Origin of the sequence: Pseudomonas sp. stari2 (assembly GCF_040760005.1) — a bacterium.
Taxonomy (GTDB): domain Bacteria; phylum Pseudomonadota; class Gammaproteobacteria; order Pseudomonadales; family Pseudomonadaceae; genus Aquipseudomonas.
Map to the genome: position 1 here is coordinate 5,172,156 of NZ_CP099760.1, position 25,117 is coordinate 5,197,272.

Sequence of the window (25,117 nt, forward strand, 5' to 3'; positions counted from 1 at the left end):
GCCATGCTGCGACGCCAGGCTCTGACTTTAGGTAGTTTGCTGCTGGGAGCAGTGACACTGGGCGGCTGGACGCTGTTCAAGCGCAAGGATCAGAGCCCACTGCTGTTGTCGGCGCGGGACGACGTCGACGGCAAGCACTACGCCGTCGGCTATCGACTGGACGGCACGCGAGTGTTCGCCACCGAAGTCGGCCAGCGCTGCCACGACATCATCAATCACCCGACGCTGCCGATCGCGCTGTTCGTCGCCCGGCGTCCGGGCACCGAGAGTTACCTTATCGACCTGCGCAACGGTGCGTTGCTGCAGACCGTGACCTCGCAGCCGAACCGGCACTTCTACGGCCACGCAGTCATCCACCACAGCGGCGACTACCTGTACGCCACCGAGAACGACACCACCGATCCGGGCCGCGGCCTGCTCGGGGTGTACAAGTTCGAGGGTGAACGACTGGTGCACAGCGGCGAGATCTCCACCCACGGTCTCGGCCCGCATCAGGTGTCGTGGATGCCCGACGGTGAAACCCTGGTGGTGGCCAACGGCGGGATCCGCACCGAGGCCGAAAGCCGGGTCGACATGAACCTCGACGCCATGGAACCAAGCCTGGTGCTGATGCAGCGCGACGGCACTTTGCTGAGCAAGGAAACCCTCGCCCAGCAAATGAACAGCGTGCGCCATCTGGGGATCGCCAGCGACGGCACCATCGTCGCCGGCCAGCAATTCATGGGGCCGTCCCAGGAGCGTTCCGATCTGCTGGCGATCAAGCGTCCGGGCCAGCCATTCGTGGCGTTCCCGGTGCCTGAGCACCAGTTGCAGTCTATGGGTCATTACACCGCCAGCGTCGCCGTGCACAGCGATCTGCGGCTGGTGGCGCTGACCGCACCGCGCGGCAACCGCTTCTTCATCTGGGATCTGGACAGCGGCGAAGTACGCCTCGATGCACCGTTACCCGACTGCGCCGGTGTCGGTGCAGTGAAGGACGGCTTCGTCGTGACCTCGGGGCAAGGACGTTGCCGCTATTACGATTGCCGCCAGGACGAACTGCTGGCCAAACCGCTGGAACTGCCGGCGGGGCTCTGGGACAACCATCTTCATCTGATGGCCTGAAAATCGCCGCCGACCGCCCGGTCGGCGGCACCGCTTTTGTGCACCCTCCTCCTTTACACCCGGTAAAAACTGGCAGTTGGAATCCCTGCCGGACTCAGGGTAATGTGCCCGCCTGTCTCGCCTGATTTTCTCCAAGGAACTGGAATATGCTGCGTCGCCGCATGCTGATCATGTTGGGTGTTGTACTGCTGATCGTTCTGCTCCTCGCCGGTTACAAGGCCTTCTCGATCTACACGATGATCCAGGGTTTTGCCAAACCGAAACCGCCGATCAGTGTCGCCGTGGCCACCGCCGCCGAGCGCCCGTGGCAGATGCGCCTGCCTACCGTCGGTACACTCAAGGCACTGCAAGGTGTCGAGCTGAGCCTGGAAGTGGCCGGCACCGTCACCGAGCTGAAGTTCGAATCAGGCCAGAAGGTCAAGGCCGGGCAACCGTTGTTGCAACTCGACAGCGCCGTCGAATCCGCCTTGCTGGAAACCGCCAAGGCCGACCTCGGACTGGCGCAACTGGATTTCGGTCGCGGCAGTCAACTGGTGGGCAGCAGCGCCATCTCCAAGGGCGAATTCGACCGACTCTCGGCGGTGTTGCAAAAGAACCGCGCCACGGTCAATCAGCTCAATGCATCGCTGGCGAAAAAACGCATCGTCGCCCCGTTCAGCGGCACCATCGGCATTCGTCAGGTGGACGTCGGCGACTACCTCGCCAGCGGCACGAAAATCGCCACCCTGCAGGACCTGAGCAGCCTCTACGCCGACTTCTATGTGCCCGAACAATCAGTGCCGAAACTGGCCATCGGTCAACCGGTGCAGATTTCGGTAGCCGCGTATCCCGGCCAGAATTTTCCCGGCGCCATCAGCGCGATCAACCCGATTGTCGAAAGCACCACCCGCAACATTCTGGTTCGCGCGACGCTGGCCAACCCCGATGGCAAGTTGCTGCCGGGCATGTTCGCCAGCCTGGAAGTGCTGCTGCCGGATCCGCAGAAACACATCGTCGTGCCGGAAAGCGCGATCACCTACACCCTCTACGGCAACTCGATTTACGTGGTCGGGCAGAAGAAAGCCGAGGACGGCAGCGTCGAAAAAGACGACAAGGGCCAGCCGGTGCTGATCGCCGAGCGTCGGTTCATTGAAACCGGTGAGCGCCGCGAGGGCCTGGTGATGATCAACAAGGGCGTGCAGAGCGGTGAGCAAGTGGTGACGGCCGGCCAGATCAAACTGGACAACGGCGCCCACATCGCCATCAGCGAAGACAAGACCCTCGGCGAGCAGAACAGTCCGCGCCGCGCCGACTGATCAAGGAATCCTCATGGCCTTTACCGATCCGTTCATTCGCCGCCCGGTGCTCGCCACCGTGGTCAGCCTGCTGATTGTGCTGCTGGGCTTCCAGGCCTGGAGCAAGCTGCCGTTGCGCCAGTATCCACAGATGGAAAACGCCCTGATCACGGTGACTACCGCCTATCCCGGGGCCAACGCCGAAACCATCCAGGGCTACATCACCCAGCCGATGCAACAGAGCCTGGCGAGTGCCGAAGGCATCGACTACATGACCTCGGTCAGTCGCCAGAACTTCTCGGTAATTTCGATCTACGCGCGCATCGGCTCCAACAGCGACCGACTGTTCACCGAACTGCTGGCCAAGGCCAACGAGGTGAAGAACAAACTGCCGCAGGATGCCGAAGACCCGGTGCTGAGCAAGGAATCCGCCGATGCCTCGGCGCTGATGTACATCAGCTTCTTCAGCAAGGAATTGAGCAATCCGCAGATCACTGACTACCTGTCGCGAGTGATCCAGCCGAAACTGGCGACGCTGCCAGGCATGGCAGAAGCGGAAATCCTCGGCAACCAGGTGTTCGCCATGCGCCTGTGGATCGACCCCGTGAAGCTCGCCGGTTTCGGCCTCAGTGCCAGCGATGTGACCAACGCGGTGCGCCAGTACAACTTCCTCTCCGCCGCTGGTGAGGTGAAAGGCGAATACGTGGTCACCAGCATCAACGCCAACACCGAACTGAAGTCCGCCGAGGCCTTCGGCAAGATTCCGCTCAAGGTCAGTGGCGACAGCCGTGTGCTGCTGAGCGATGTCGCGCGGGTGGAAATGGGTGCGGAGAACTACAACTCCATCAGTTCCTTCGGTGGTACACCCTCGGTGTACATCGGGATCAAGGCGACGCCCGGGGCCAACCCGCTCGATGTGATCAAGGAAGTGCGCAAGATCATGCCGGAGCTGGAGGCCCAGTTGCCGCCCAACCTCAAGAGCGAGATCGCCTACGACGCCACGCTGTTCATCCAGGCTTCCATCGACGAAGTGGTGAAAACCCTGTTCGAAGCGGTGCTGATCGTGATCGTGGTGGTGTTCCTGTTTCTCGGCGCCTTGCGTTCAGTGGTGATCCCGGTGGTCACCATTCCGCTGTCGATGATCGGCGTGATGTTCTTCATGCAGATGATGGGCTACTCGATCAACCTGCTGACCCTGCTGGCGATGGTGCTGGCCATCGGTCTGGTGGTGGACGATGCCATCGTCGTGGTGGAAAACATCCACCGGCATATAGAGGAAGGCAAGACACCGCTGGATGCTGCACTCGAAGGCGCCCGGGAGATCGCGATGCCAGTGGTCTCGATGACCATCACGCTGGCGGCAGTGTATGCGCCGATTGGTTTCCTCACCGGGCTGACCGGGGCGTTGTTCAAGGAGTTTGCGTTGACACTGGCCGGGGCCGTGGTGATTTCCGGCATCGTTGCCCTGACCCTGTCGCCGATGATGTGCGCCCTGCTGTTGCGTCACGAGGAGAACCCAACGGGACTGGCCCATCGCCTCGACCGGATCTTCGATAACCTCAAGCGACGCTACCAGAGCATGCTCCATGGCACGCTCAACACCCGGCCGGTGGTGCTGGTGTTCGCGGTGATCGTGCTGTGTCTGATTCCGGTGCTGCTCAAGTTCACCAAATCGGAACTGGCACCGGACGAAGACCAGGGCATCATTTTCATGATGGCCAACGCGCCGCAACCGACCAACCTCGATTATCTGAACACCTACACCGAAGAATTCGTGAAGATCTTCAAGGAATTCCCGGAGTACTACTCCTCGTTCCAGATCAACGGCTACAACGGTGTGCAGAGCGGCATCGGTGGTTTCCTGCTCAAACCATGGAACGAACGCAGCCGCACCCAGATGCAGATTCTTCCCGAGGTACAAGGCAAGCTCGGCAGCATTCCCGGCCTGCAGATCTTCGGCTTCAACCTGCCCTCCCTGCCCGGCACCGGCGAGGGCCTGCCGTTCGAGTTCGTGATCAACACGGCCAACGACTACGAGCTGTTGCTGCAGGTGGCTGACCGGATCAAGAAACGCGCCATGGAGTCGGGCAAGTTCGCGTTCGTCGACCTCGACCTGGCCTTCGACAAACCGGAAGTGGTGGTCGATATCGACCGCGCCAAGGCGGCGCAGATGGGTGTGTCGATGCTGGATCTGGGCGGCACCCTCGCCACTCTGCTGGGCGAAGCGGAGATCAACCGATTCACCATTGAGGGCCGCAGCTACAAAGTCATCGCCCAAGTTGAGCGGGCCTACCGTGACAACCCGGACTGGCTGAACAACTACTACGTGAAAAACACCCAGGGCGAGCTGTTGCCGTTGTCGACACTGATCACCGTGACCGACCGGGCACGACCGCGACAGCTCAACCAGTTCCAGCAACTGAACGCGGCGAAGCTGTCCGGGTTCCCGCTGGTCAGCATGGGCGAGGCCATTGATAACGTGGTGCAGATCGCCCGGGAAGAAGCGCCCGCCGGTTTTGCTTTCGACTATGGTGGCGCTTCACGACAGTTCGTACAGGAAGGCAGCGCGCTGTGGGTCACCTTCGCCCTGGCTCTGGCGATCATTTTCCTGGTGCTGGCGGCACAGTTCGAAAGTTTCCGCGACCCGTTGGTGATTCTGGTGACCGTACCGCTGTCGATTTGCGGAGCGCTGATTCCGCTGTTCCTCGGCTGGTCGAGCATGAATATCTACACCCAGGTCGGGCTGGTGACACTGATCGGCCTGATCAGTAAACACGGAATCCTGATCGTCGAATTTGCCAACCAGTTGCGCAAGGAAAAGGGTCTGACGCCCCGTGAAGCGGTCGAGGAAGCAGCGGCGATTCGCCTGCGACCCGTGCTAATGACAACCGCAGCCATGGTGTTCGGCATGGTGCCGCTGATCCTGGCCAGTGGCGCGGGTGCTGTGAGCCGTTTTGATATCGGGACGGTGATTGCCACCGGGATGTCGATCGGGACGTTGTTTACGCTGTTCGTCCTGCCCTGTGTCTACACCGTGCTGGCCAAACCCGATCCCGCCCCCGCCCCGTAACCGCCATTTACACACGCGCACAAAAAAGGCCTCGCATCTGCGAGGCCTTTGGCTCGTTTCAATCGATTCAACTCTGCGGCCTCATCCCTTGAGAAAGTCCGAACATGAACAGCAGTAAATCATGGTCGGGCTTGGTTGCCACGGAGGCTTTCGCCACCCGCGGCATCGGACAATGGGCATCGTTGCTCGATGCCCCGATCACTTGCATGCGTGGCTGTTCCCAGGCCGCCACCGCCAAAGATGCAACTGCCAAGGCTCCTACCAGAAACAAACCTCGCGCAATTTCTAGTTTCATCGCTATAAACCCTTGATAGCGCTGCCAAACGCCGTCTCATAAAAATAGACGAGTTTTTTCCAGTCCGTAGGGCTGAACGACGAGTGGCGGCGCAATTGTTTCATGTCATGGGAGGCCGCACGGTAAGCGGTCAAGCGCTGACGGCATTTTTCCAGATCGATCAGGGCCACTTCGACCTTGGCCGAGTCGCCTTCGCCAGTGACGCGGACAAAGACGTGCTTGATGTAAATGCAGCTGTGCTGCCAGCGGCCCTTGTGCATGCGGGCCAGGTTTTCGGCGAGATCCTTGAGCACGCGTTCATACACGGCTTCACCGTACTGCTCGCGGCCACCTGCCGCTTCCCACTGTTCAAGTTCCTGGAAGCCGTCCAGCGACTTGGTGACCAGCAAGGCACGCCATTTGTGCTGCGGATCAGGCTGGGCCCCGCAAAAAACGATTTCCGGCACCCGGACGCCGAGTTTGGTTACGCCGGTCAGTGCATCCAGTTCACGCAATACGGTCGGTCGACCGAACGGATGCAACCAGCTGCGATAGATATGTCCTGTCTGGCGTTTGGCATACAGCAGTTGACCATCGCGCCCCACCACCCGCTGCACGCCACTTTCGCCACCACGACGCACATTGGGTTCCTCCACCCACTCACCGCGCTGGTTCCAGTAGTAGTCAAAGCGATCCTGGGGAGCAACTCTCGTTTCTGCTGTAAATTGCACTGCCATCCTCTTACCTCTTGCGTAGTACGTAAACTCGCCACATGGCATAGAGCGGAATGAAGTCCAGTTGTTCCTGGATCCTGAATCCCGCCTCTTCAAATTCCTTTTCAACCGTAGCGGCCGGTAACACAAACCGGTTCTGGTAACCTTCCTGCCCGCGCTTTTTCTCAGCACGTTTGCGTTTCCAGGCCTTGAAATTGCCGTCAACCCACAACGAAATGATCACACTGTCCCGGGTAACGCGTTCGAATTCGCGCAGAATCGTCCATCGATGCTCCGCTTCACCGATGTGGTGGAGCAGACGCATGCAGAAAATGCTGTCTACGGCATTGTCAGGCAACGCGATGTCGAACGCCGATGTGTGCAAGGGTTGTACCCGTTTCACCACATCCGCCGGTTGGGCCTGCATTGCCGTCTTGATCATTGACTCGGAGTTGTCTGCCCCGATGATCACCCGATTGGGTTTTTCCGCCAGCAACGGCCAGAAACGCCCGGCACCGCACGGCAGATCCAGCACCAGTCCCGGTTCGCCGACCAAGGTCAGCGCTTTGCGGGCCAACTGCTGATCCCGCCAGTTGGACAGACGACGCCCCAGGCCATCCTGATGCTTGCGCAGATATTTCTGCGCATGGTTGTCGTCATACTTTTCGGAAAAATCGAGCTTGATCGGGCCGGACATCATCGGGACTCCTGAATACTGATGCCTCTACCTTAGGCAGGCGCGTGTCAGCGTCAGGTCATCCCTTTGTGAAAAAAACGTCGCGTAAACCCACGAACTATTTCAAGGTTATACAGGATTCGTTCAGGTTGGCAGCTTTTTTGTGCCATTTGGGAGGGATTCCTGTTTGCCCAGATCTACCTCGAAACGGCAGCCATTGGGTTCCATCGTACTCAATGTGACGCTCCACCCCTGGTTCTCGCAGATGCGTTGCACCAATGACAATCCGAGTCCCAGGCCCTCTCCACGTTTTTCACTGCCCCGCACGAAAGGCTGGAACATCGCCTCGCGTTTCTCCTCGGGAATGCCCACGCCCGAGTCCTCGACCACAAAGCCGTTGGCACGGAGCGTCAAACGAATGAAACCCTGCTCGGTGTAGTGCAGGGCATTTCGCAGCAGGTTACCCATCACGGCATTAAGCAGTGTGGCGTTATAAGGGGTGTCCGGCGGGTTGCCCGGCTCGAAAATCAGCTTCAGCCCCTTGGATTCGATCGGCTCGCGCCACACGCCCAACAGATTGTCCGCCACCTGCCCCAGACTGTGCCGAGGCGCCGCCCCCGCATCTTCGCGCTGGGCACGGGCCAACATCAGGAAGGTCTGCACCAGTTCGCGCATTTCTTCGCTGGCACGGGCTATTCGCTCAACCTGGGCACGGCCGCGCTGATCGATGCCCGGGTTCTCCAGCAGCAGTTCACATGAGGTGGCCAGTACCATCAGCGGTGTGCGCAACTCATGGCTCACATCACTGGTAAACAGCCGTTCACGCGTCAGCGCCTGACGCAAACGCCCCAGCGTCGCATCAAATGCCACCGCCAGTTCACCCACTTCATCGGCGGCGTAGTCCGGCGCCAGCGGCGGTGCGAGGCCCAGCAACTGATCGCGATGACGCACCTGACGCGCCAGCCGGACCACCGGTGCCATCACCTTGCGTGCCAGCACCCAGCCGAGGAAAACCGCCAGCGCCAGGCTGAGCACGAAGCCCACCAGCACAACGGCAAACAGTACGCGCTCACGCTCTTCGAAATCGCTTTGATCCTGCAGCAGCACATAACGCCGACCGTCGACGATTTCGACCATCGCGTGATATGACAACTGCTCGCGGAAAACTTCGTGGAACCCGGAATCCAGATGTCGCAGATCCTTGGGCAGCTCGAAGTCCCCCGGGCCGCCGCTGAAATAGAACAGCTGATCCGGCTCCGGCCGATGGCTCCAGTCCGAGACGTTGTCCATCAACAACAGGCGCTGCAAGTCGCCGCCCAGCCCTGCGGAAATCAGTTTTTCTTCCACCAGGTGCACGGTCGCAACAATGCCCATGGCGAAGGCCCCTGCCACCAGCGCGCTCATCAGCGCAAAGGCGATGATGATCCGCTGGGCAAGGCTTTGCTTAAACTCCATCGCGGCCCTCGGCCAGGCGATAACCCACGCCGTGCACGGTGTGCAGCAGTGGTTTGGCGAACGGTTTGTCGATCACCTGACGCAATTGGTGGACGTGGCTGCGCAGGCTGTCGCTGTCCGGGCAATCGTCACCCCACAGGGCTTCTTCGAGAATTTCCCGGCGCAGTACATGCGGGCTCTTCTGCATCAGTACCGCGAGCAGTTTCAGGCCCACCGGGTTGAGCTTGAGCAGTTTGCCTTCGCGGGTCACTTCCAGTGTGTCGAGGTCGTAGCTCAGATCACCGACCTGCAAGGAGCGACGACCGCCGCCCTGGGTGCGGCGCATCACGGCTTCGATTCGTGCAGCCAGTTCCGACAGTGCGAAGGGCTTGACCAGGTAATCGTCAGCCCCGGACTTGAAACCCTGCAGGCGATCGTCGAGTTGGTCGCGGGCGGTGAGCATGATCACCGGCGTGTCACGGCGAGCGTCTTCGCGCAGGCGCTTGCACAGCGTATAGCCGTCGATACCGGGCAGCATGATGTCGAGCACGATCAGGTCGTAGTGCTCGGTGGCAGCCAGATGCAGGCCCGACAAACCGTCCTGGGCGCAATCGACGGTATAGCCTTTCAGGCCCAGGTAATCGGCCAGGTTGGCCAGGATATCGCGGTTGTCTTCGACCAATAGAATTCGCATGGGCACCTCTTCCGTACACAGTAACGGCCGTCATGGCCCGCGCAGCTTAAGGCCTGTTTCGGTTCAGGGCCAGCGCTGGTGCCCCGGCAGATGAAATTGCCCGGACGAAATAAATCTTTAACAAAGTTTTCACTATCGATTCACAACCTGACTACAGTGGCGCCGCGAAACTCCCGCGCCATTGATAAAAGGAAAAGAAAACAATGGGTTTCTTCAAGACAGCGCCTATGCGCTATCTGTTGTTGGTCACCGGCGCCTGGCTGGTGGTGTTTCTCCTCACTCGCACCGTACTGCTGCTGACTCATCTGGATGAGGCCGGTGGCGGTGCGCTGTCCGTGTTCGGCGTCGGCCTGGTCTACGACCTGGGCTTTCTCGCCTACGCGGCCCTGCCGATGGGCCTGTATCTGCTGCTGTGCCCGCCGGGCCTGTGGCGGCGGCGCGCTCACCGCTGGTTCCTGCAGGGACTGCTGACCGTCAGCCTGTACGCCATGCTGTTCACGGCGGTGGCCGAATGGCTGTTCTGGGATGAGTTCGGGGTGCGCTTCAATTTCATCGCCGTCGATTATCTGGTGTATTCCGACGAAGTGCTGAACAACGTGCTGGAGTCCTACCCGATCGGCAAGTTGCTGAGCATCCTGGCGGTGCTGGCCATCGCACTGAGTTTCGCACTGCGCAAACCGTTCAACGCGACGCTGGATGCCCCGCTGCCACCATTGCGCGGGCGCCTTCTGAATGCACTGGCTCTGCTGGTGGTCGCGGGTCTGAGTCTGCAACTGATCAGCCAGGACGCCCCGCGGGCCCAGGGCGGCAACGCCTATCAGAATGAACTGGCGAGCAACGGCCCCTATCAGTTCTTCGCCGCGTTCCGTAACAACGAGCTGGACTACAGCCAGTTCTACAAGAGCCTGCCAGCGGACAAAGTCGCCGGTCAGATGCGTGCCGAACTGAACGAGCCCAATGCCCGCTTCGTCGGTCAGGATCCGCAGGACATTCGTCGCGATATCGATAACCCGGGTGTCACCCGCAAACCGAACATCGTGCTGGTGACCATCGAAAGCCTCAGCGCCAAATATCTTGGCAGCAATGGTGATGGCCGCAACCTGACGCCGAACCTCGACGCGTTGCGCAAGCAGAGCCTGTACTTCAACAATTTCTACGCCACCGGCACCCGTACCGACCGGGGCCTGGAAGCCATCACTTTGGCCATTCCGCCGACACCGGGCCGTTCGATCGTCAAGCGCATTGGTCGCGAAAGCGGTTTCGCCAGCCTCGGCCAGCAATTGAGCGCGGTCGGCTATGACAGCGTGTTCGTCTACGGCGGCCGTGGCTACTTCGACAACATGAACGCGTTCTTCAGCGGCAACGGCTATCGCGTTGTCGACCAGAGCAGCGTCGATGAGTCGGAAATCCACTTCAAGAATGCCTGGGGCATGGCCGACGAGGATCTGTACAAACAGACCCTGAAGCTGGCGGACGCCGACTACGCCAAGCAGCAACCTTTCCTGTTGCAGCTGATGACGACCTCGAACCATCGCCCGTACACCTACCCGGAAAACCGCATCGACATCAAATCCGGCAACGGTCGCGATGGTGCGGTGAAATACACCGACTACGCCATCGGCCAGTTCCTGGCGCAGGCGCGTGAGAAACCGTGGTTCGACAACACGATCTTCATCTTCGTCGCCGACCACACCGCCGGCAGCGCGGGCAAGGAAGATCTGCCGATCACCAACTACCAGATCCCGCTGTTCATCTATGCACCGAAGCTGATCGAAGCACGGGAAAACGCGCAACTGGCCAGTCAGGTCGACCTCGCACCGACTCTGCTGGGGCTGCTGAACCTGGATTACCAATCGACGTTCTTCGGTCGCAACCTGCTGGCGGACAACCCGCTGCCACCTCGGGTCGTGGTGGGCAACTATCAGCATCTGGGGCTGTTCGACGGCAAGGATCTGGCGATCCTCAGCCCGCGCCAAGGCCTGCGCCGGCACGACGACGCACTGACCGAAAGCCGCGAGTCCCGGGTCAACAGCGACGACCCGCTGGTGAGCCGCGCCATCACGTATTACCAAACCGCCAGTTATGGCTTCAAGCAACAGCTGCTTGGCTGGAAAGCGCCCAAGGAGGGTGCCGCGCAAGTCAGCGATCGTTAATCGAAGCGCCCCGGGCTGATGCCCCGGGGCGTTTTCCCGTTCTGGATCCCTCATGTCATCAAGTGTTGTACGCCCTGCCCCTCGCCCGCTGAACTTTTGGCTGTGCCTGGGGATACCCGCCGTCGCGGCCGCCATCCTGGTCTTGCTCGAACTGACCGATCTGGACATGAACCTGGCCCGGATGTTTTACGACCCCGCCGCCGGCGACTTCATCGGACGCCATAGTTACTTTCTGGAAAACATCCTTCACGACCGCGCCAAACAGGTGGTGATTGCGTTTTCGGTGTTTTCCGTCATCGGTTTCATCGCTGCATTCTTCATTGAACGGCTCAAGCCATTCAAGCGTGAACTGGGTTGCCTGGTGCTGTCGCTCGGCCTGGCGACGTCATTCGTGACACCGATGAAAGCAGTGACCGCCGTGCAGTGTCCGTGGAGTCTTGAGCAGTTCGGCGGCCATGAAACCTACAGCAAACTGCTGGATCACCGTCCGCCGACCGACAAGCCCGGCCGCTGCTGGCCCGGTGGCCATGCCGCAACGGGTTTCACCTTGTTCGCGCTGTTCTTCGTGCTGCGGGATCGTCGCCCGCGACTGGCGCGGCAGGCGTTCATCTTTGCCTTTGCGCTGGGCTCGGTGTTCTCGATCAGCCGGATGATGCAGGGCGCGCACTTCTTTTCGCACAACGTGTGGACGGCAATTTTCTGCTGGCTGATCTGCCTGGGGTCGTATTACTGGGTGCTGTATCGCCCGACCGTGAAAGCTGAAGCGGTCATGAAGTCGCAACCGGTAAACGCCTGATTACTCAAACGCCAGATAACAAAATCAGGACAATAAAAAACCCCGCCTGCTCATCGCAGGCGGGGTTTTTCGTTTCGGGGTAAGGCTGGCTTACATCATGCCGCCCATGCCACCCATGCCGCCCATGTCCGGCATACCGCCGCCTACTGCACCTTCTTTCTTCGGTGCGTCAGCAACAGCAGCTTCGGTGGTCAGGATCAGACCGCCGATCGACGATGCAGCTTGCAGAGCGGAACGGGTGACCTTGGTTGGGTCCAGGATGCCCATTTCGATCATGTCGCCGTATTCGCCAGTCGCAGCGTTGTAACCGAAGTTACCTTTGCCGTTCTTGACTTCGTTGACCACAACGCTTGGCTCGTCGCCGCTGTTGGCAGCGATCTGACGCAGCGGTGCTTCAACAGCGCGACGCAGAACAGCGATACCTACGTCCTGGTCGGCGTTGTCGCCTTTCAGGCTGATGATCGCGTTCAGAGCGCGGATCAGCGCAACGCCACCGCCAGGCACCACGCCTTCTTCAACGGCTGCACGGGTAGCGTGCAGGGCGTCTTCAACGCGGGCTTTCTTCTCTTTCATTTCTACTTCGGAACCAGCGCCAACCTTGATCACTGCAACGCCGCCGGACAGCTTGGCCAGACGCTCTTGCAGTTTTTCACGGTCGTAGTCCGAGGAGGTCTCGGCCACCTGGGCACGGATCTGAGCGATACGCGCCTGGATGTCGCCTTCAACGCCAGCACCGTCAACGATGATGGTGTTTTCCTTGGACAGGGTTACGCGCTTGGCGCTACCCAGGTGTTCCAGGGTGGTGCTTTCCAGGCTCAGGCCGATCTCTTCGGAGATAACGGTACCGCCGGTCAGAACGGCGATGTCCTGCAGCATGGCCTTGCGACGGTCGCCGAAGCCTGGAGCCTTGACGGCTGCGACTTTAACGATGCCACGCATGTTGTTCACGACCAGAGTCGCCAGGGCTTCACCTTCAACGTCTTCGGCAACGATCAGCAGTGGACGGCCGGCTTTGGCAACGGCTTCCAGTACTGGCAGCATTTCGCGGATGTTCGAGATCTTCTTGTCGACCAGCAGGATCAGCGCGCCTTCCAGCTCGGCAACCATGGTCTCTGGCTTGTTGACGAAGTACGGGGACAGGTAGCCACGGTCGAACTGCATGCCTTCTACAACCGACAGTTCGTTTTCCAGGCCCGAGCCTTCTTCAACGGTGATCACGCCTTCTTTACCGACTTTTTCCATGGCTTCGGCAATGATGTCGCCGATGGAGTTGTCGGAGTTGGCGGAGATGGTGCCAACCTGAGCGATCGCTTTAGTGTCGGTGCATGGCGCGGACAGCTTTTTCAGCTCGGCAACGACAGCGATGGTCGCTTTGTCGATACCGCGCTTCAGGTCCATCGGGTTCATGCCGGCAGCGACGGCTTTCAGGCCTTCGTTGACGATCGACTGTGCCAGAACGGTAGCAGTGGTAGTACCGTCACCAGCGTCATCGTTGGCACGGGAGGCAACGTCTTTGACCAGCTGCGCGCCCATGTTTTCGAAACGGTCTTCCAGCTCGATTTCCTTGGCAACGGAGACGCCGTCCTTGGTGATGGTCGGAGCGCCGAAGCTCTTCTCGAGGATCACGTTACGGCCTTTCGGGCCCAGGGTCGCTTTTACCGCGTCAGCCAGGACGTTTACGCCAACCAGCATTTTCTTGCGGGCGGAATCGCCGAATTTAACTTCTTTAGCAGCCATGATCGATATTCCTTAAATACTTTGTAGTAGCGGGAAAATGAACGGGGGTAATCAGCCTTCGATAACGGCGAGGATTTCGTTCTCGCTCATTACCAGCAGGTCTTCGCCGTCGACTTTCACAGTGTTGCTGCCGGAGTACGGACCGAACACAACCTTGTCGCCTACCTTCACGGACAGTGCGCGCACTTCACCGTTTTCCAGTGCCTTGCCCGGGCCTACAGCCAGAATCTCACCGTGGTTGGCTTTTTCAGCAGCCGAACCTGGCAGGACGATACCGCCAGCGGTTTTCTTTTCTTCTTCGCTGCGACGGATGACGACGCGGTCATGCAGAGGACGAAGCTTCATTGTCGATCTCTCCTAATTGTGGTTTTCATCGGCCGGTGTAGTCCCGGCGGGTTTAACGAATCCGGCCTGCGCCGGTTGCGGTTCGTCGAGCGAACCGCGGAAGTCTGTCCGACTCAAAATGTCGGAACCTTTCGGTGACCGATACATAAGGGCGCAGAAGCTTATTACAAGGGCGGGGGTCAAAAAATTTTCATGCAGCCTGCATGAACTCGCCCCGCAAACGAACACGGCACCCGAAGGTGCCGTGTCGATGCAGAAGTTACTTGGTGTCGCGGTGTTCGAATTCGCCTTCGATTACATCGCCTTCGCGGCCCAGAGGCTGGCGCGGTGCCGGACCGCCGCGAGGTTGCAGGTCATCGGCGAACGCTCGCTGGCGCATGGCCTGCTCTTCGGCGCGCTGGCGCATTTTGTTGGCGACGAGTCGACGACTGAACGGCAACAGCAGCACCAGACCGACCACGTCACTGATGAAACCCGGCAGGATCAACAGGCCACCGGCCAGGGCCAGCATCAGGCCTTCGAGCATGGTTTGCGCAGGCAGTTCGCCGCGGTTCAGGCTTTCACGGGCACGCAGGGCAGTTGCCAGTCCGGCGACGCGCAGCACAAATACGCCGAACATCGAGCCGAGAATGATCAGCAGCAGGGCCGGAAAAAATCCGATCGAACCTGCCACTTTGACGAATACGAACAGCTCCAACACCGGGAACAGCAGAAAGAGCAACAAAAAAGGGCGCATCAAAGTTTCCTCAACGCAAGAAATGCCTTGCAGTAAGCCTTAGATGACGTCGCCCTTTCGTGAATTCAAGCGTCGGCTACTGCATTTTTTGGCCAGACCTCGGCGTGAGCCAGAGAAACCAAGGCTTCGCGCACTTGTATCGGCGTATGACAAGGCGCTTGAAACGGCAGCCAGTACAGCGCCTGACCGATGCGCAGGTGCATGCCTTCGGTGTCGATCCCGGCCATTTGTGCCGGTACGGTTTTCGGCAGCCCGGCGAGGTCGACGTAATGGGCGATGGCCTTGGCGTGGTCGCTGTTCATGTGCTCGACCATGCTGATTTCGGCCTTGCCGGCGAACGGGTTGGCCAGGGTCAGATGATCGACCCAGTGGATCGCGCCGAAACCACCGATGTAGCGATGGCGCACGGGTTTGAGCACCCAGAAATCGAAATCGTGAGCCTTGTGGTAATTCCGCGAATCGGGGAAATAACGATAGTAGCGCTCAGCAGCGGCTTCGATGGCGGCCGCGTCTTCGAGTTTTTCCGCTTCGGCCAGATAGGTCAGGCGACCAACGGCTTGCACATCGTCAGCCTCGCGCTCACCCACCAGCAGCGAACATTTCGGGTCTTTCTGCAGGTTGTGGGTGTGCTGGGCGATGCGGCTGATGAGGATCAGCGGCCGTCCCTGCTCGTCCAGGCAGTAAGGAACCACGGAGCCAAACGGAAAACCGGGCATTGATTTGGAGTGGGTCGACAGCACGCCACGGTATTCCTTGAGAAGCAATTCTCGGGCATTCTTAGCCGCTTCAACGCTCAATTTATGACTCCTTAAATAGAATCCGTCAAAAAAACGGACGGGCGACACGGATAAGTATCAGTCGTCACTGGGGCAGTTCTCATGTGCAGCCGGGCCATGTCAGGCGCAGATCGAGAGGCTCTCTAAAGGACACCACTCTGACCTGCTCTCGGGGGCATGCGAATGCAACTCAACGACAAAGTAATCATTATCACTGGCGGTTGCCAAGGCTTGGGCCGCTCGATGGCCGAGTATTTCGCGGGCAAGGGCGCGAAGCTGGCACTGGTCGATCTGAATCAGGAAAAACTCGATGACGCCGTCGCGGCCTGCAAGGCCAAGGGCGTCGAGGCGCGCAGCTATCTGTGCAACGTCGCCAATGAAGAGCAAGTGACGCACATGGTCGCCCAGGTCGCCGAGGACTTCGGCGCGATTCACGGCCTGATCAACAACGCCGGGATCCTGCGCGACGGCCTGCTGCTCAAGGTCAAGGACGGCGAAATGACCAAGATGAGCCTGGCCCAGTGGCAGGCGGTGATCGACGTCAACCTGACCGGCGTATTCCTCTGCACCCGTGAAGTGGCGGCAAAAATGGTCGAGCTGAAGAACAGCGGCGCGATCATCAACATCTCGTCGATCTCCCGCGCGGGCAACGTCGGCCAGACCAACTACTCCGCCGCCAAGGCTGGCGTCGCTGCGGCGACCGTGACCTGGGCCAAGGAACTGGCGCGCTACGGCATTCGCGTGGCCGGCATTGCACCAGGCTTCATCGAGACCGAGATGACCCTGGGCATGAAGCCTGAAGCGCTGGAGAAAATGACCTCGGGCATTCCGCTCAAGCGCATGGGCAAGCCGGAAGAGATTGCCCACTCGGCGGCGTACATCTTCGAGAACGACTATTACACCGGCCGGATTCTGGAGATGGACGGCGGGTTGCGCATCTGACCGCTGTCGCGCAAAGAAAAACGCCCCGGTGCACAGGCACCGGGGCGTTTTTGTTTAAACCACAGGCATCAATCGTCGCTGATGGTGATGTTAGGCATCGCCGGCGATGCCGCTTCTTGCAACACAATCCGCGCACCGACGTGGCGGGCCAGTTCCTGATAGACCATGGCGATCTGGCTGTCCGGCTCGGAAATCACCGTCGGCTTGCCACCATCGGCCTGTTCGCGGATCAGCATCGACAATGGCAGCGAAGCCAGCAGTTCAACGCCGAACTGGGTCGCCAGTTTCTCGCCACCGCCCTCACCGAACAGATGCTCGGCATGTCCGCAGTTCGAGCAAATGTGCACGGCCATGTTTTCCACCACGCCAAGCACCGGAATGTTGACCTTGCGGAACATTTCCACACCTTTACGCGCATCGAGCAGCGCCAGATCCTGCGGTGTGGTGACGATCACGGCGCCGGCCACCGGGACTTTCTGCGCCAGGGTCAACTGGATGTCGCCGGTGCCTGGCGGCATGTCGATCACCAGATAATCCAGGTCGCCCCAAGCGGTTTGCGTGACCAGTTGCAGCAGCGCGCCAGAGACCATCGGCCCGCGCCAGACCATTGGCGTGTTGTCGTCAGTCAGGAAAGCCATCGACATGACTTCCACGCCATGGGCCTGAAGCGGCACGAACCACTTCTGATCCTTGATCTGCGGGCGGGTGCCCTCGGGAATACCGAACATGATGCCCTGGCTCGGGCCATAAATATCGGCGTCGAGGATCCCGACTTTCGCGCCTTCGCGGGCCAGTGCCAGCGCCAGGTTGGCAGCGGTGGTGGACTTGCCCACACCGCCCTTGCCCGACGCCACGGCAACCACGTTCTTGACGTTGGCCAGCCCCGGAATCTGTGCCTGTGCCTTGTGCGCGGCAATCACGCTGTTGACTTCGACCTTGGCCGACACCACACCGTCGAGGTTTTCGATGGCCAGTTGCAGCAATTGCGCCCAGCCGCTCTTGAACAGACCGGCGGCATAACCGATTTCCAGCTGCACGCTGACGCGGTCACCGGCAATTTCGATGTTGCGCACGCAACCGGCGCTGACCGGATCCTGGTTCAGGTAAGGGTCGGTGTATTGGCTGAGGACGGCTTCCACCGCTGCGCGAGTGACGGCACTCATGGGCAACTCCGATAACAAGACTGGGAAAAGATGGCGGGTATCCTACCCCTTCTGCACTCCGGACGGCATGTCCGGCAACGATTTGCAGAGGTGAAATATCTTTCCCGGCGCTTTATAGTGGCCGACCTCCGTTTCATCAAGTAGCGAAGCCCCACATGTCCGAACCACGCAAGATTCTCGTCACCAGCGCCCTGCCCTACGCCAACGGTTCGATTCACCTTGGCCATATGCTGGAATATATCCAGACCGATATGTGGGTGCGCTTCCAGAAGCATCGCGGCAATCAGTGCATTTATGTCTGCGCCGACGACGCCCACGGTTCGGCGATCATGCTGCGCGCGGAAAAGGAAGGCATCACTCCGGAACAACTGATCGCCAACGTCCAGGCTGAACACAGCGCCGACTTTGCCGAATTCCTGGTGGACTTCGACAACTTCCACTCCACTCACGCCGAAGAAAACCGTGAGCTGTCGAGCCAGATCTACCTGAAGCTGCGTGACGCCGGGCACATCGCCCAACGTTCGATCACCCAGTATTTCGACCCGGAAAAGAAAATGTTCCTGGCCGACCGCTTCATCAAGGGCACCTGCCCGAAATGCGGCACCGAAGACCAGTACGGCGACAACTGCGAAAAATGCGGTGCAACCTACGCGCCGACCGACCTGAAGGATCCGAAGTCGGCAATCTCCGGCGCCACCCCGGTGCTCAAGGATTCCCAACACTTCTTCTTCAAGCTGCCTGACTTCCAGCAGATGCTGCAGACCTGGACCCGCAGCGGCACCCTGCAGGATGCCGTGGCCAACAAGATCGCCGAATGGCTGGACGCCGGCCTGCAACAGTGGGACATCTCCCGCGATGCGCCGTACTTCGGCTTCGAGATCCCGGGCGAACCAGGTAAATACTTCTACGTGTGGCTGGATGCGCCGATTGGCTACATGGCCAGCTTCAAGAACCTGTGCAACCGCACGCCGGAGCTGGACTTCGACGCGTTCTGGGGCAAGGACTCCACCGCCGAGCTGTACCACTTCATCGGCAAGGACATCGTCAACTTCCACGCCCTGTTCTGGCCGGCGATGCTCGAAGGCGCGGGTTTCCGCAAGCCGACCGGGATCAACGTGCACGGCTACCTGACCGTCAACGGCCAGAAGATGTCCAAGTCCCGCGGCACCTTCATCAAGGCCCGGACATACCTGGATCACCTGTCGCCGGAATACCTGCGCTACTACTACGCGGCCAAACTCGGCCGTGGCGTCGACGACCTCGATCTGAACCTCGAAGACTTCGTGCAGAAGGTCAACTCCGATCTGGTCGGCAAAGTGGTCAACATCGCCAGCCGTTGCGCCGGTTTTATTCAGAAAGGCAATGCCGGCCTGCTGGTGGACAGCAACGCCGCACCGGAACTGACCGAAGCATTCCTGGCTGCCGCACCGAGCATCGCTGACGCCTATGAAGCCCGCGACTTCGCCCGTGCCATGCGCGAAACCATGGCTTTGGCCGACCGCGCCAACGCCTGGATCGCCGACAAGGCGCCTTGGTCGCTGAACAAGCAGGAAGGCAAGCAGGATGAAGTCCAGGCGGTCTGTGCCACGGCAATCAACCTGTTCCGCCAGCTGGTGATCTTCCTCAAGCCAGTGCTGCCGCTGCTGGCCGCCGACGCCGAAGCGTTCCTCAACGTCGCCCCGCTGACCTGGAACGACCACACCACCCTGCTGGCCAACCACCAGTTGAACGAATTCAAGCCGTTGATGACCCGCATCGACCCGGTAAAAGTGCAAGCCATGACCGAAGCCTCGAAAGAAGACCTGACCGCCAGCCAGACCGACACCGGTGCCGCCGCGCCTGCCGGCAACGGCGAACTGGCCAAGGATCCGCTGTCGCCGGAAATCGACTTCGACACCTTTGCCGCCGTCGACCTCCGCGTGGCGTTGATCGTCAAGGCCGAACACGTTGAAGGCGCGGACAAGCTGCTGCGTCTGACCCTCGACATCGGTGACGAGCAACGCAACGTGTTCTCGGGGATCAAGAGCGCCTACCCGGATCCGTCGAAACTCGACGGTCGTCTGACCATGATGATCGCCAACCTCAAACCACGGAAAATGAAGTTCGGCATCTCCGAAGGCATGGTGATGGCGGCCGGCCCTGGCGGTGAAGAAATCTACCTGCTAAGCCCGGACAGCGGCGCCAAGCCGGGTCAGCGCATCAAGTAAGGTTCTGCACTGACCGATCCCACAGGCGTACCCCGTGCGCCTGTGGGATTTTTCATATCTGGCCCACCCGTCATGGCGGCCGGATAATGCCTAATCTTAAGTGACACCCGCCCGCTCTCATCGGCAGAACCATGACCGAACTCGTGCTTACGCTATTCAGTACTGCGCTGATCAACAACTTCGTGTTGCACTGGCCGCTGGGCGTCGATCCGCTGCTGGGCGGTGAGCGTCGTCAGGTGCATGCGCTGGGGCTGGCGACGTTATGTCTGATGCTGATTGTCGGTGTGGCGGGTTACGCGATCCGGCATTGGTTGCTGGTGCCGTTGCAACTGGAATTCCTGCGACTATTTGTGTTTCTGCCGTTGAACGTCCTGCTGATCGCGCCGTTGCTGAAGCTGTTGGCACATTGGCGACCCACGCTGTCATTCGATGGTTTGTGGCCGCTGCTGCTGGGCAACGCCGGTATGCTGGGGCTGACGCTGATCAACGCGCAAACGGACAAAGGCCTGTTTCATGCAGCTGCGCTGAGCCTTGGCTCCGGCCTGGGTTTCTGGCTGGTACTGAGCCTGTTCAGCGATTTGCGCGAACGCACGGCCGACAATGATATTCCCCTGCCCTTTCGTGGCCTGCCGATCCAGTTGATCGGCGCCGGACTGATGGCCGTGGCTTTTCTCGGATTCAGTGGACTGATCAAAACATGAGTCTGATTCAACGCATCGATGCCCTGCTGCCACAAACCCAATGCGGCAAGTGCGGCCATCCCGGATGCAAACCCTACGCTGAAGGCATCATCGCCGGCGAGCCGATCAACAAGTGCCCGCCGGGCGGCGACGAAACCATCGCGGCACTGGCCGAACTGCTGAAAATCCCGGTGCTGGAGCTGGACATCAGCCGTGGTTCGGCGCCGCCGCAAGTGGCTTTCATCCGCGAAGCCGAGTGCATCGGCTGCACCAAATGCATCCAGGCCTGCCCGATCGACGCCATCGTCGGCGCGGCGAAACTGATGCACACCGTGATCATCGACGAGTGCACCGGTTGCGATCTGTGCGTGGCACCTTGCCCCGTCGACTGTATCGAGATGCACCCGCTGCCGCTGGGAACACTGCCAGTGGTGGGCGGCCTGGCCGCCAGCCTTGAAGAGCAGCAGGCCCGCACCGCCAAGCGAGATCACGCCCGGCAACGTTTCGAACGGCGTAACGCCCGGCTGCAAAGAGAAGAACAGCAGAAGCAGGCCGAACGCGAGGCCCGCGCGCAACGTGCGGCGCAGTTTGAAGTCGCAGCCGCCACGCTCGATCCGGTGCAGGCGGCGCTGGAGCGGGTACGCGCGCAGAAAGCAGCAACCGCCGACGCCGCGCTGAAAAAGGCCAAGATCGACGTGGCGATGAGCCGCGCCCAGTTGCACAAATCGCTGAAAGCCTTCGGCCATCCGCCGACCTTCGAACAGCAGTCGCAACTGATCGTGCTACAGCAGCAATTCGAAGCCGCCGAGCAGGCCCTGGCGAAACTGGAAAGCAGCGCCACACCTGCGCCGGTCGTGACAGCTCCAGCGAAAGACGCCGACCTGAAACGAGCGAAAATCCAACTGGCGATGCGCCGTGCCGAGCTGAAAAAGGCGCAGACCGCAGAGGCTCCGCCGGAGCAGATTGCTGCACTGGAACAAGCCCTGCGTGACGCCGAGCAAGCGTTGCACGACGCAGAATCGGCCAGCGAGCAACCGGCTCCCGATCTGGTGCGTGTGGAGAAACGTCCGATCGACAACCAGCTTCGTCAGCTGAAAACCGAACTGGCCTACGCGCGCGCCGACCTGAACAAATTGCAGCGACGTGACGGCACGCCAGCCGAGGTCCTCGACAAGGCCCGCACCCGCCTGCAAGAGGCGGAGCGGCAGGTGGAAGCCCATGTCATCCATTGAAACCAGAGACGAGCGCCTGCAACAGGCAATGAAGCTGGTTCTGCTTGCGACATTGCCGGGGTTGCTGGCGTTGTTCTGGTTTTACGGCTGGGGTGTGTTGATCAACCTGATCCTCTCCGTCGCCACAGCCTTGAGCGCCGAAGCCGCCGTGACCTATCTGCGCCGACAGCCGCTGCAAGCCACTTTGACCGATGGTAGCGCGTTGGTCAGCGCCACGCTGCTGGCCATCGCCCTGCCACCTTACTGCCCGTGGTGGCTGACGGTCACGGCGATCGGCTCGGGCCTGCTCTTGGGCAAACACTTGTACGGTGGCGTGGGCAGAAACCCTTTCAATCCGGCCATGCTCGGTTTTGCTCTGGCGACGGTGATGTTCCCGCAGCCGATGACCCATTGGCCGGCCCATGGCATGAATCTGACGGCGGCCATTGATCAGGTGTTCAACCTGGGCGCGGCGCCGGACGCCTGGGTCCAGGCCACGGCGCTGGACAGCCTGCGCATCAACAAAAGCCTGACCATCGATGAATTGTTTGCCAGCAACCCGGCATTCGGCCGCTTCGGCGGGCATGGCGTGGAGTGGGTGAATCTGGCATTTCTTGCCGGTGGATTGTTCCTGCTACAGCGCCGGGTGATCGGCTGGCACGCACCGGTCGGCATGCTCGCCAGTCTGTTCGTCATCAGCCTGCTGTGCTGGAACGGCTCGGGGTCTGATTCCCATGGCTCGCCACTGTTTCATCTGCTGAGCGGTGCCACGATGCTTGGTGCATTCTTCATCGTCACGGAGCCGGTATCCGGCGCAAGGAGCCCGCTCGCCCGTTTGTTGTTTGGCGTAGGCGTAGGTCTGCTGACTTACCTGATTCGCACCTGGGGCGGCTATCCGGATGGCGTGGCATTTGCGGTATTGCTGCTGAACCTGTGCGTGCCGGCACTGGAACGCTTTGCCGCTGCCCGTCAGTCGCAGGTAATGCCATGAACCGCACAGGCAGCCTGATCACGCTATTGTTGCTGGCAACGGCAGGGATCGGCATGACTTTTCTTGTGCAACGCAGCAATGCTCCACACATCGCCGCCGAACATCGCCAGCTCGAAAGTCGCAAACTACTGGATGTGCTTTCAGTCGACGCCTACGACAATCAGCCTCTGGAACAGCCTCTGGCGCTGGCCGAACCCCACCTGAGCCACAGCGAATTGCTGGGCGGTTATCGGGCGACCAGGGCCGGTCAACCCGTGGCGGTGCTGCTGCGCAGCCAGACCGAGGGTTATGCGGGCCGCATCGAGTTGCTGATCGCCATCGATGCCAATGGCCGATTGCTCGGCGTGAAAACCCTTGAGCAAACTGAAACCCCGGCGCTGGGCGGGACAATCGGTGACTGGCCAAATAGCTGGTTGCAGGTGTTTATCGGCAAATCCAGCGGCCAGCCGACCGATGCCGGCTGGGCCTTGAAAAAGGATCAGGGGCAATTTGACCAGATCGCTGGCGCGACCATCACATCCCGCGCCGCCATCAACGCCATCCACGATGCTCTGCGTTACTTCGACGACCACCGGACGACCCTGCTGGGGAGTGCGCCATGAACACGTCAGCGACCCTGTCGAACTCAATGATGCTGGTGCTGTTGATCGGCGCCACTGACTCCGTGGCGGGCGCGCTGGCGATCCTGCTGATGTTCGCCGTTGTGGTGAACATGTACGGCTTGTGCATGGCACCATTGCGGTCGCGCCTGAGCAGTGAGAGCCTGCTGCCGGTCAGTCTGATACTGGCTGCTACCCTGGCTGCTTGCGCCGAGATTCTTTTGCAACGCACCGCTGTGCAGTGGCATCTGATGATCAGTCTTTACGCCGGCCTGATCGGTTTGCAGTGCGTCATCCTGGAACACAATGGATTCTTTCGACTGCCAGCCCGAGGACGCCTGAAACTCTGCGGTGTGTTTGCCGCACTGATGATCGTGCTGGCGGTATTGCGCGAGCTGCTCGGTCAGGGCAGCATCGGCCATCACCTGTCGGATCACTGGCAAGGTTTGATTCTGTTCGGCAACGGCCTGCATTTCGCGACGCTGGCTCCCGGCGCCTTCATTTTGCTTGGACTGTTACTGGCCGCACGTCAGGCCTGGACTCGCCCTGCCGCCCAACCCGAGGAAACGCATCACCCATGAATGCCGCAAAACGTCTGGAGATTTTCCGCAGGCTTCACGAGGACAATCCTGAACCCAAGACCGAACTGGCCTATTCCTCGCCTTTCGAATTGCTGATCGCGGTGATTCTGTCCGCCCAATCAACTGACGTCGGGGTGAACAAGGCGACGGCGAAACTTTACCCGGTGGCCAACACACCGGCCGCCATTCATGCCTTGGGCGTCGAAGGGTTGTCCGAGTACATCAAGACCATCGGCCTCTATAACAGCAAGGCGAAAAACGTGATCGAAACGTGCCGTCTGCTGGTCGAACGCCACAATGGCGAAGTCCCGCAGACGCGCGAAGCGCTGGAAGCCCTGCCCGGCGTTGGTCGAAAAACCGCCAACGTAGTACTCAACACGGCGTTCCGTCAATTGACGATGGCGGTGGACACCCACATTTTTCGGGTCAGCAACCGCACCGGCATTGCGCCGGGCAAGAACGTGGTCGAGGTGGAGAACAAACTGATGAAGTTTGTACCAAAGCAATACCTGCTCGATTCGCACCACTGGCTTATTCTTCACGGGCGTTATGTATGCCTGGCCCGCAAGCCGCGGTGCGGTAGCTGTCGGATCGAAGACTTGTGTGAATACAAGGACAAAACTTCTGACGATTGAGCGTCTATTAGGTTTATTGATATTGCGATTGAAAAAATCTTTTTTACGATCTGCTGGAATATCGATATAAGGAGCGCCAAAGGCAGCCTTAGCCTGGAGTTAACCTTATGAGCACCAGCAAAGAGCAAGTGGACGTAGAAGACGATTTCGTCGCGGAGTCAGACGACGAACCGGTGGTTGAGGTCGCCAAGACCAATCTGAGCAAACGCCGCACTATCGATAACATGCTTGAGGAACGCCGACTGCAGAAGCAATTGGCCGATTACGACTTTGATCTCTGACATTTGAAAGCCTCCCGCAACGGAGGCTTTTTCGTTTCTGCTGCA

The 25,117-nt window shown here is 60.0% G+C and carries 24 protein-coding genes; 14 read left to right on the forward strand and 10 right to left on the reverse strand.

All coding sequences use genetic code 11. The features are described 5' to 3' along the window. Window positions 1-3: 3 nt before the first annotated feature. The 3 genes from NH234_RS23695 (at window position 4) to NH234_RS23705 (ending at window position 5,448) form a co-directional block, all read left to right on the forward strand. Window positions 4-1,104, forward strand: coding sequence for a DUF1513 domain-containing protein (locus tag NH234_RS23695; protein ID WP_367254449.1), 1,101 nt, complete (start codon window positions 4-6; stop codon window positions 1,102-1,104). Window positions 1,105-1,250: 146 nt separating this feature from the next. Continuing rightward, window positions 1,251-2,399 carry an efflux RND transporter periplasmic adaptor subunit gene (locus NH234_RS23700; RefSeq protein WP_085730202.1) on the forward strand — a complete coding sequence of 383 codons (1,149 nt, stop codon included), beginning with the start codon at window positions 1,251-1,253 and terminating at the stop codon, window positions 2,397-2,399. Between the two features lie 13 nt (window positions 2,400-2,412). After that, on the forward strand, window positions 2,413-5,448 hold the full coding sequence (locus tag NH234_RS23705; RefSeq protein ID WP_367254451.1) for a multidrug efflux RND transporter permease subunit: 3,036 nt from the start codon (window positions 2,413-2,415) through the stop codon (window positions 5,446-5,448). 67 nt (window positions 5,449-5,515) lie between these two features. Here NH234_RS23705 and NH234_RS23710 read toward each other — a convergent pair whose 3' ends face one another. From NH234_RS23710 to colR, 5 genes are all read right to left on the reverse strand, one after another. Further along, window positions 5,516-5,743, reverse strand: a complete 228-nt coding sequence (locus NH234_RS23710; RefSeq protein ID WP_085730200.1) for a hypothetical protein — start codon at window positions 5,741-5,743, stop codon at window positions 5,516-5,518. Between the two features lie 2 nt (window positions 5,744-5,745). After that, window positions 5,746-6,459 (reverse strand): lipopolysaccharide kinase InaA family protein, encoded by a 714-nt coding sequence (locus tag NH234_RS23715; RefSeq protein WP_085730199.1) that lies wholly within the window; start codon window positions 6,457-6,459, stop codon window positions 5,746-5,748. A gap of 4 nt (window positions 6,460-6,463) precedes the next feature. Then, on the reverse strand, window positions 6,464-7,132 hold the full coding sequence (locus NH234_RS23720; RefSeq protein WP_367254452.1) for a class I SAM-dependent methyltransferase: 669 nt from the start codon (window positions 7,130-7,132) through the stop codon (window positions 6,464-6,466). A 123-nt stretch (window positions 7,133-7,255) separates the two neighbouring features. Beyond that, window positions 7,256-8,566 carry a HAMP domain-containing sensor histidine kinase gene (locus tag NH234_RS23725; protein ID WP_085730198.1) on the reverse strand — a complete coding sequence of 437 codons (1,311 nt, stop codon included), beginning with the start codon at window positions 8,564-8,566 and terminating at the stop codon, window positions 7,256-7,258. Beyond that, window positions 8,556-9,239: a two-component system response regulator ColR gene (gene colR / locus NH234_RS23730; RefSeq protein ID WP_085709546.1), complete on the reverse strand. Its 684-nt coding sequence runs from the start codon at window positions 9,237-9,239 to the stop codon at window positions 8,556-8,558. Before colR ends, NH234_RS23725 begins: the two co-directional genes overlap by 11 nt. Before the next feature lie 203 nt (window positions 9,240-9,442). Between colR and NH234_RS23735 the strand changes: the two genes are divergently transcribed. Further along, window positions 9,443-11,392, forward strand: a complete 1,950-nt coding sequence (locus NH234_RS23735) for an LTA synthase family protein (protein WP_367254453.1) — start codon at window positions 9,443-9,445, stop codon at window positions 11,390-11,392. Window positions 11,393-11,444: 52 nt separating this feature from the next. Beyond that, complete coding sequence (locus NH234_RS23740) at window positions 11,445-12,188, forward strand: phosphatase PAP2 family protein (RefSeq protein WP_085730196.1); 744 nt, start codon at window positions 11,445-11,447, stop codon at window positions 12,186-12,188. 90 nt (window positions 12,189-12,278) lie between these two features. Here the strand turns inward: NH234_RS23740 and groL are convergent, their stop codons facing one another. The 4 genes from groL to NH234_RS23760 form a co-directional block, all read right to left on the reverse strand. Further along, entirely contained in the window at window positions 12,279-13,925 is a 1,647-nt protein-coding gene (groL, locus tag NH234_RS23745) for a chaperonin GroEL (protein WP_085730195.1), read from the reverse strand. 51 nt (window positions 13,926-13,976) lie between these two features. Further along, window positions 13,977-14,270, reverse strand: a complete 294-nt coding sequence (locus tag NH234_RS23750; protein WP_085730194.1) for a co-chaperone GroES — start codon at window positions 14,268-14,270, stop codon at window positions 13,977-13,979. 259 nt (window positions 14,271-14,529) lie between these two features. After that, the gene (locus NH234_RS23755; protein ID WP_007953217.1) at window positions 14,530-15,006 is read right to left on the reverse strand and encodes an FxsA family protein; all 477 of its coding nucleotides are present in this window, start codon (window positions 15,004-15,006) and stop codon (window positions 14,530-14,532) included. Window positions 15,007-15,071: 65 nt separating this feature from the next. Beyond that, a complete protein-coding gene (locus NH234_RS23760) occupies window positions 15,072-15,803 on the reverse strand; it encodes a HugZ family protein (RefSeq protein WP_085730193.1) in 732 nt (243 codons plus the stop codon). A gap of 162 nt (window positions 15,804-15,965) precedes the next feature. On the opposite strand from NH234_RS23760, the gene NH234_RS23765 reads away from it, so the two are divergent. Continuing rightward, a complete protein-coding gene (locus tag NH234_RS23765; RefSeq protein ID WP_011335726.1) occupies window positions 15,966-16,724 on the forward strand; it encodes an SDR family oxidoreductase in 759 nt (252 codons plus the stop codon). 68 nt (window positions 16,725-16,792) lie between these two features. On the opposite strand, the gene apbC is transcribed toward NH234_RS23765, so the two are convergent. Then, on the reverse strand, window positions 16,793-17,887 hold the full coding sequence (apbC, locus tag NH234_RS23770; protein WP_367254454.1) for an iron-sulfur cluster carrier protein ApbC: 1,095 nt from the start codon (window positions 17,885-17,887) through the stop codon (window positions 16,793-16,795). Between the two features lie 155 nt (window positions 17,888-18,042). On the opposite strand from apbC, the gene metG reads away from it, so the two are divergent. The 8 genes from metG (at window position 18,043) to NH234_RS23810 (ending at window position 25,072) form a co-directional block, all read left to right on the forward strand. Then, window positions 18,043-20,094 (forward strand): methionine--tRNA ligase, encoded by a 2,052-nt coding sequence (gene metG / locus NH234_RS23775; RefSeq protein ID WP_085730191.1) that lies wholly within the window; start codon window positions 18,043-18,045, stop codon window positions 20,092-20,094. 131 nt (window positions 20,095-20,225) lie between these two features. Continuing rightward, window positions 20,226-20,795 carry an electron transport complex protein RnfA gene (locus NH234_RS23780; protein WP_367254455.1) on the forward strand — a complete coding sequence of 190 codons (570 nt, stop codon included), beginning with the start codon at window positions 20,226-20,228 and terminating at the stop codon, window positions 20,793-20,795. Then, window positions 20,792-22,006: an electron transport complex subunit RsxB gene (gene rsxB / locus NH234_RS23785; protein WP_085730189.1), complete on the forward strand. Its 1,215-nt coding sequence runs from the start codon at window positions 20,792-20,794 to the stop codon at window positions 22,004-22,006. Before NH234_RS23780 ends, rsxB begins: the two co-directional genes overlap by 4 nt. Further along, entirely contained in the window at window positions 21,993-22,976 is a 984-nt protein-coding gene (locus NH234_RS23790; protein WP_367254456.1) for an RnfABCDGE type electron transport complex subunit D, read from the forward strand. Before rsxB ends, NH234_RS23790 begins: the two co-directional genes overlap by 14 nt. Then, on the forward strand, window positions 22,973-23,578 hold the full coding sequence (locus tag NH234_RS23795; RefSeq protein ID WP_085730187.1) for an RnfABCDGE type electron transport complex subunit G: 606 nt from the start codon (window positions 22,973-22,975) through the stop codon (window positions 23,576-23,578). Before NH234_RS23790 ends, NH234_RS23795 begins: the two co-directional genes overlap by 4 nt. Beyond that, window positions 23,575-24,156 carry an Rnf-Nqr domain containing protein gene (locus tag NH234_RS23800; protein ID WP_085730186.1) on the forward strand — a complete coding sequence of 194 codons (582 nt, stop codon included), beginning with the start codon at window positions 23,575-23,577 and terminating at the stop codon, window positions 24,154-24,156. Before NH234_RS23795 ends, NH234_RS23800 begins: the two co-directional genes overlap by 4 nt. Next, window positions 24,153-24,791 carry an endonuclease III gene (gene nth / locus NH234_RS23805; protein WP_085730185.1) on the forward strand — a complete coding sequence of 213 codons (639 nt, stop codon included), beginning with the start codon at window positions 24,153-24,155 and terminating at the stop codon, window positions 24,789-24,791. The genes NH234_RS23800 and nth overlap by 4 nt, the downstream gene beginning before the upstream one ends. 107 nt (window positions 24,792-24,898) lie before the next feature. Next, window positions 24,899-25,072, forward strand: a complete 174-nt coding sequence (locus NH234_RS23810) for a PA3496 family putative envelope integrity protein (RefSeq protein WP_096818454.1) — start codon at window positions 24,899-24,901, stop codon at window positions 25,070-25,072. Window positions 25,073-25,117 lie beyond the last annotated feature (45 nt).

Coding starts and splice junctions, on each gene's coding strand:
- NH234_RS23810 (WP_096818454.1), top strand. CDS start 24,899: ATGAGCACCAGCAAAGAGCAAGTGGACGTAGAAGACGATTTCGTCGCG.
- NH234_RS23700 (WP_085730202.1), top strand. CDS start 1,251: ATGCTGCGTCGCCGCATGCTGATCATGTTGGGTGTTGTACTGCTGATC.
- NH234_RS23695 (WP_367254449.1), top strand. CDS start 4: ATGCTGCGACGCCAGGCTCTGACTTTAGGTAGTTTGCTGCTGGGAGCA.
- groL (WP_085730195.1), bottom strand. CDS start 13,925: ATGGCTGCTAAAGAAGTTAAATTCGGCGATTCCGCCCGCAAGAAAATG.
- colR (WP_085709546.1), bottom strand. CDS start 9,239: ATGCGAATTCTATTGGTCGAAGACAACCGCGATATCCTGGCCAACCTG.
- metG (WP_085730191.1), top strand. CDS start 18,043: ATGTCCGAACCACGCAAGATTCTCGTCACCAGCGCCCTGCCCTACGCC.
- NH234_RS23800 (WP_085730186.1), top strand. CDS start 23,575: ATGAACACGTCAGCGACCCTGTCGAACTCAATGATGCTGGTGCTGTTG.
- NH234_RS23755 (WP_007953217.1), bottom strand. CDS start 15,006: ATGCGCCCTTTTTTGTTGCTCTTTCTGCTGTTCCCGGTGTTGGAGCTG.
- NH234_RS23705 (WP_367254451.1), top strand. CDS start 2,413: ATGGCCTTTACCGATCCGTTCATTCGCCGCCCGGTGCTCGCCACCGTG.
- NH234_RS23725 (WP_085730198.1), bottom strand. CDS start 8,566: ATGGAGTTTAAGCAAAGCCTTGCCCAGCGGATCATCATCGCCTTTGCG.
- NH234_RS23715 (WP_085730199.1), bottom strand. CDS start 6,459: ATGGCAGTGCAATTTACAGCAGAAACGAGAGTTGCTCCCCAGGATCGC.
- NH234_RS23750 (WP_085730194.1), bottom strand. CDS start 14,270: ATGAAGCTTCGTCCTCTGCATGACCGCGTCGTCATCCGTCGCAGCGAA.
- apbC (WP_367254454.1), bottom strand. CDS start 17,887: ATGAGTGCCGTCACTCGCGCAGCGGTGGAAGCCGTCCTCAGCCAATAC.
- nth (WP_085730185.1), top strand. CDS start 24,153: ATGAATGCCGCAAAACGTCTGGAGATTTTCCGCAGGCTTCACGAGGAC.
- NH234_RS23720 (WP_367254452.1), bottom strand. CDS start 7,132: ATGTCCGGCCCGATCAAGCTCGATTTTTCCGAAAAGTATGACGACAAC.
- NH234_RS23780 (WP_367254455.1), top strand. CDS start 20,226: ATGACCGAACTCGTGCTTACGCTATTCAGTACTGCGCTGATCAACAAC.
- NH234_RS23765 (WP_011335726.1), top strand. CDS start 15,966: ATGCAACTCAACGACAAAGTAATCATTATCACTGGCGGTTGCCAAGGC.
- rsxB (WP_085730189.1), top strand. CDS start 20,792: ATGAGTCTGATTCAACGCATCGATGCCCTGCTGCCACAAACCCAATGC.
- NH234_RS23710 (WP_085730200.1), bottom strand. CDS start 5,743: ATGAAACTAGAAATTGCGCGAGGTTTGTTTCTGGTAGGAGCCTTGGCA.
- NH234_RS23795 (WP_085730187.1), top strand. CDS start 22,973: ATGAACCGCACAGGCAGCCTGATCACGCTATTGTTGCTGGCAACGGCA.
- NH234_RS23740 (WP_085730196.1), top strand. CDS start 11,445: ATGTCATCAAGTGTTGTACGCCCTGCCCCTCGCCCGCTGAACTTTTGG.
- NH234_RS23735 (WP_367254453.1), top strand. CDS start 9,443: ATGGGTTTCTTCAAGACAGCGCCTATGCGCTATCTGTTGTTGGTCACC.
- NH234_RS23790 (WP_367254456.1), top strand. CDS start 21,993: ATGTCATCCATTGAAACCAGAGACGAGCGCCTGCAACAGGCAATGAAG.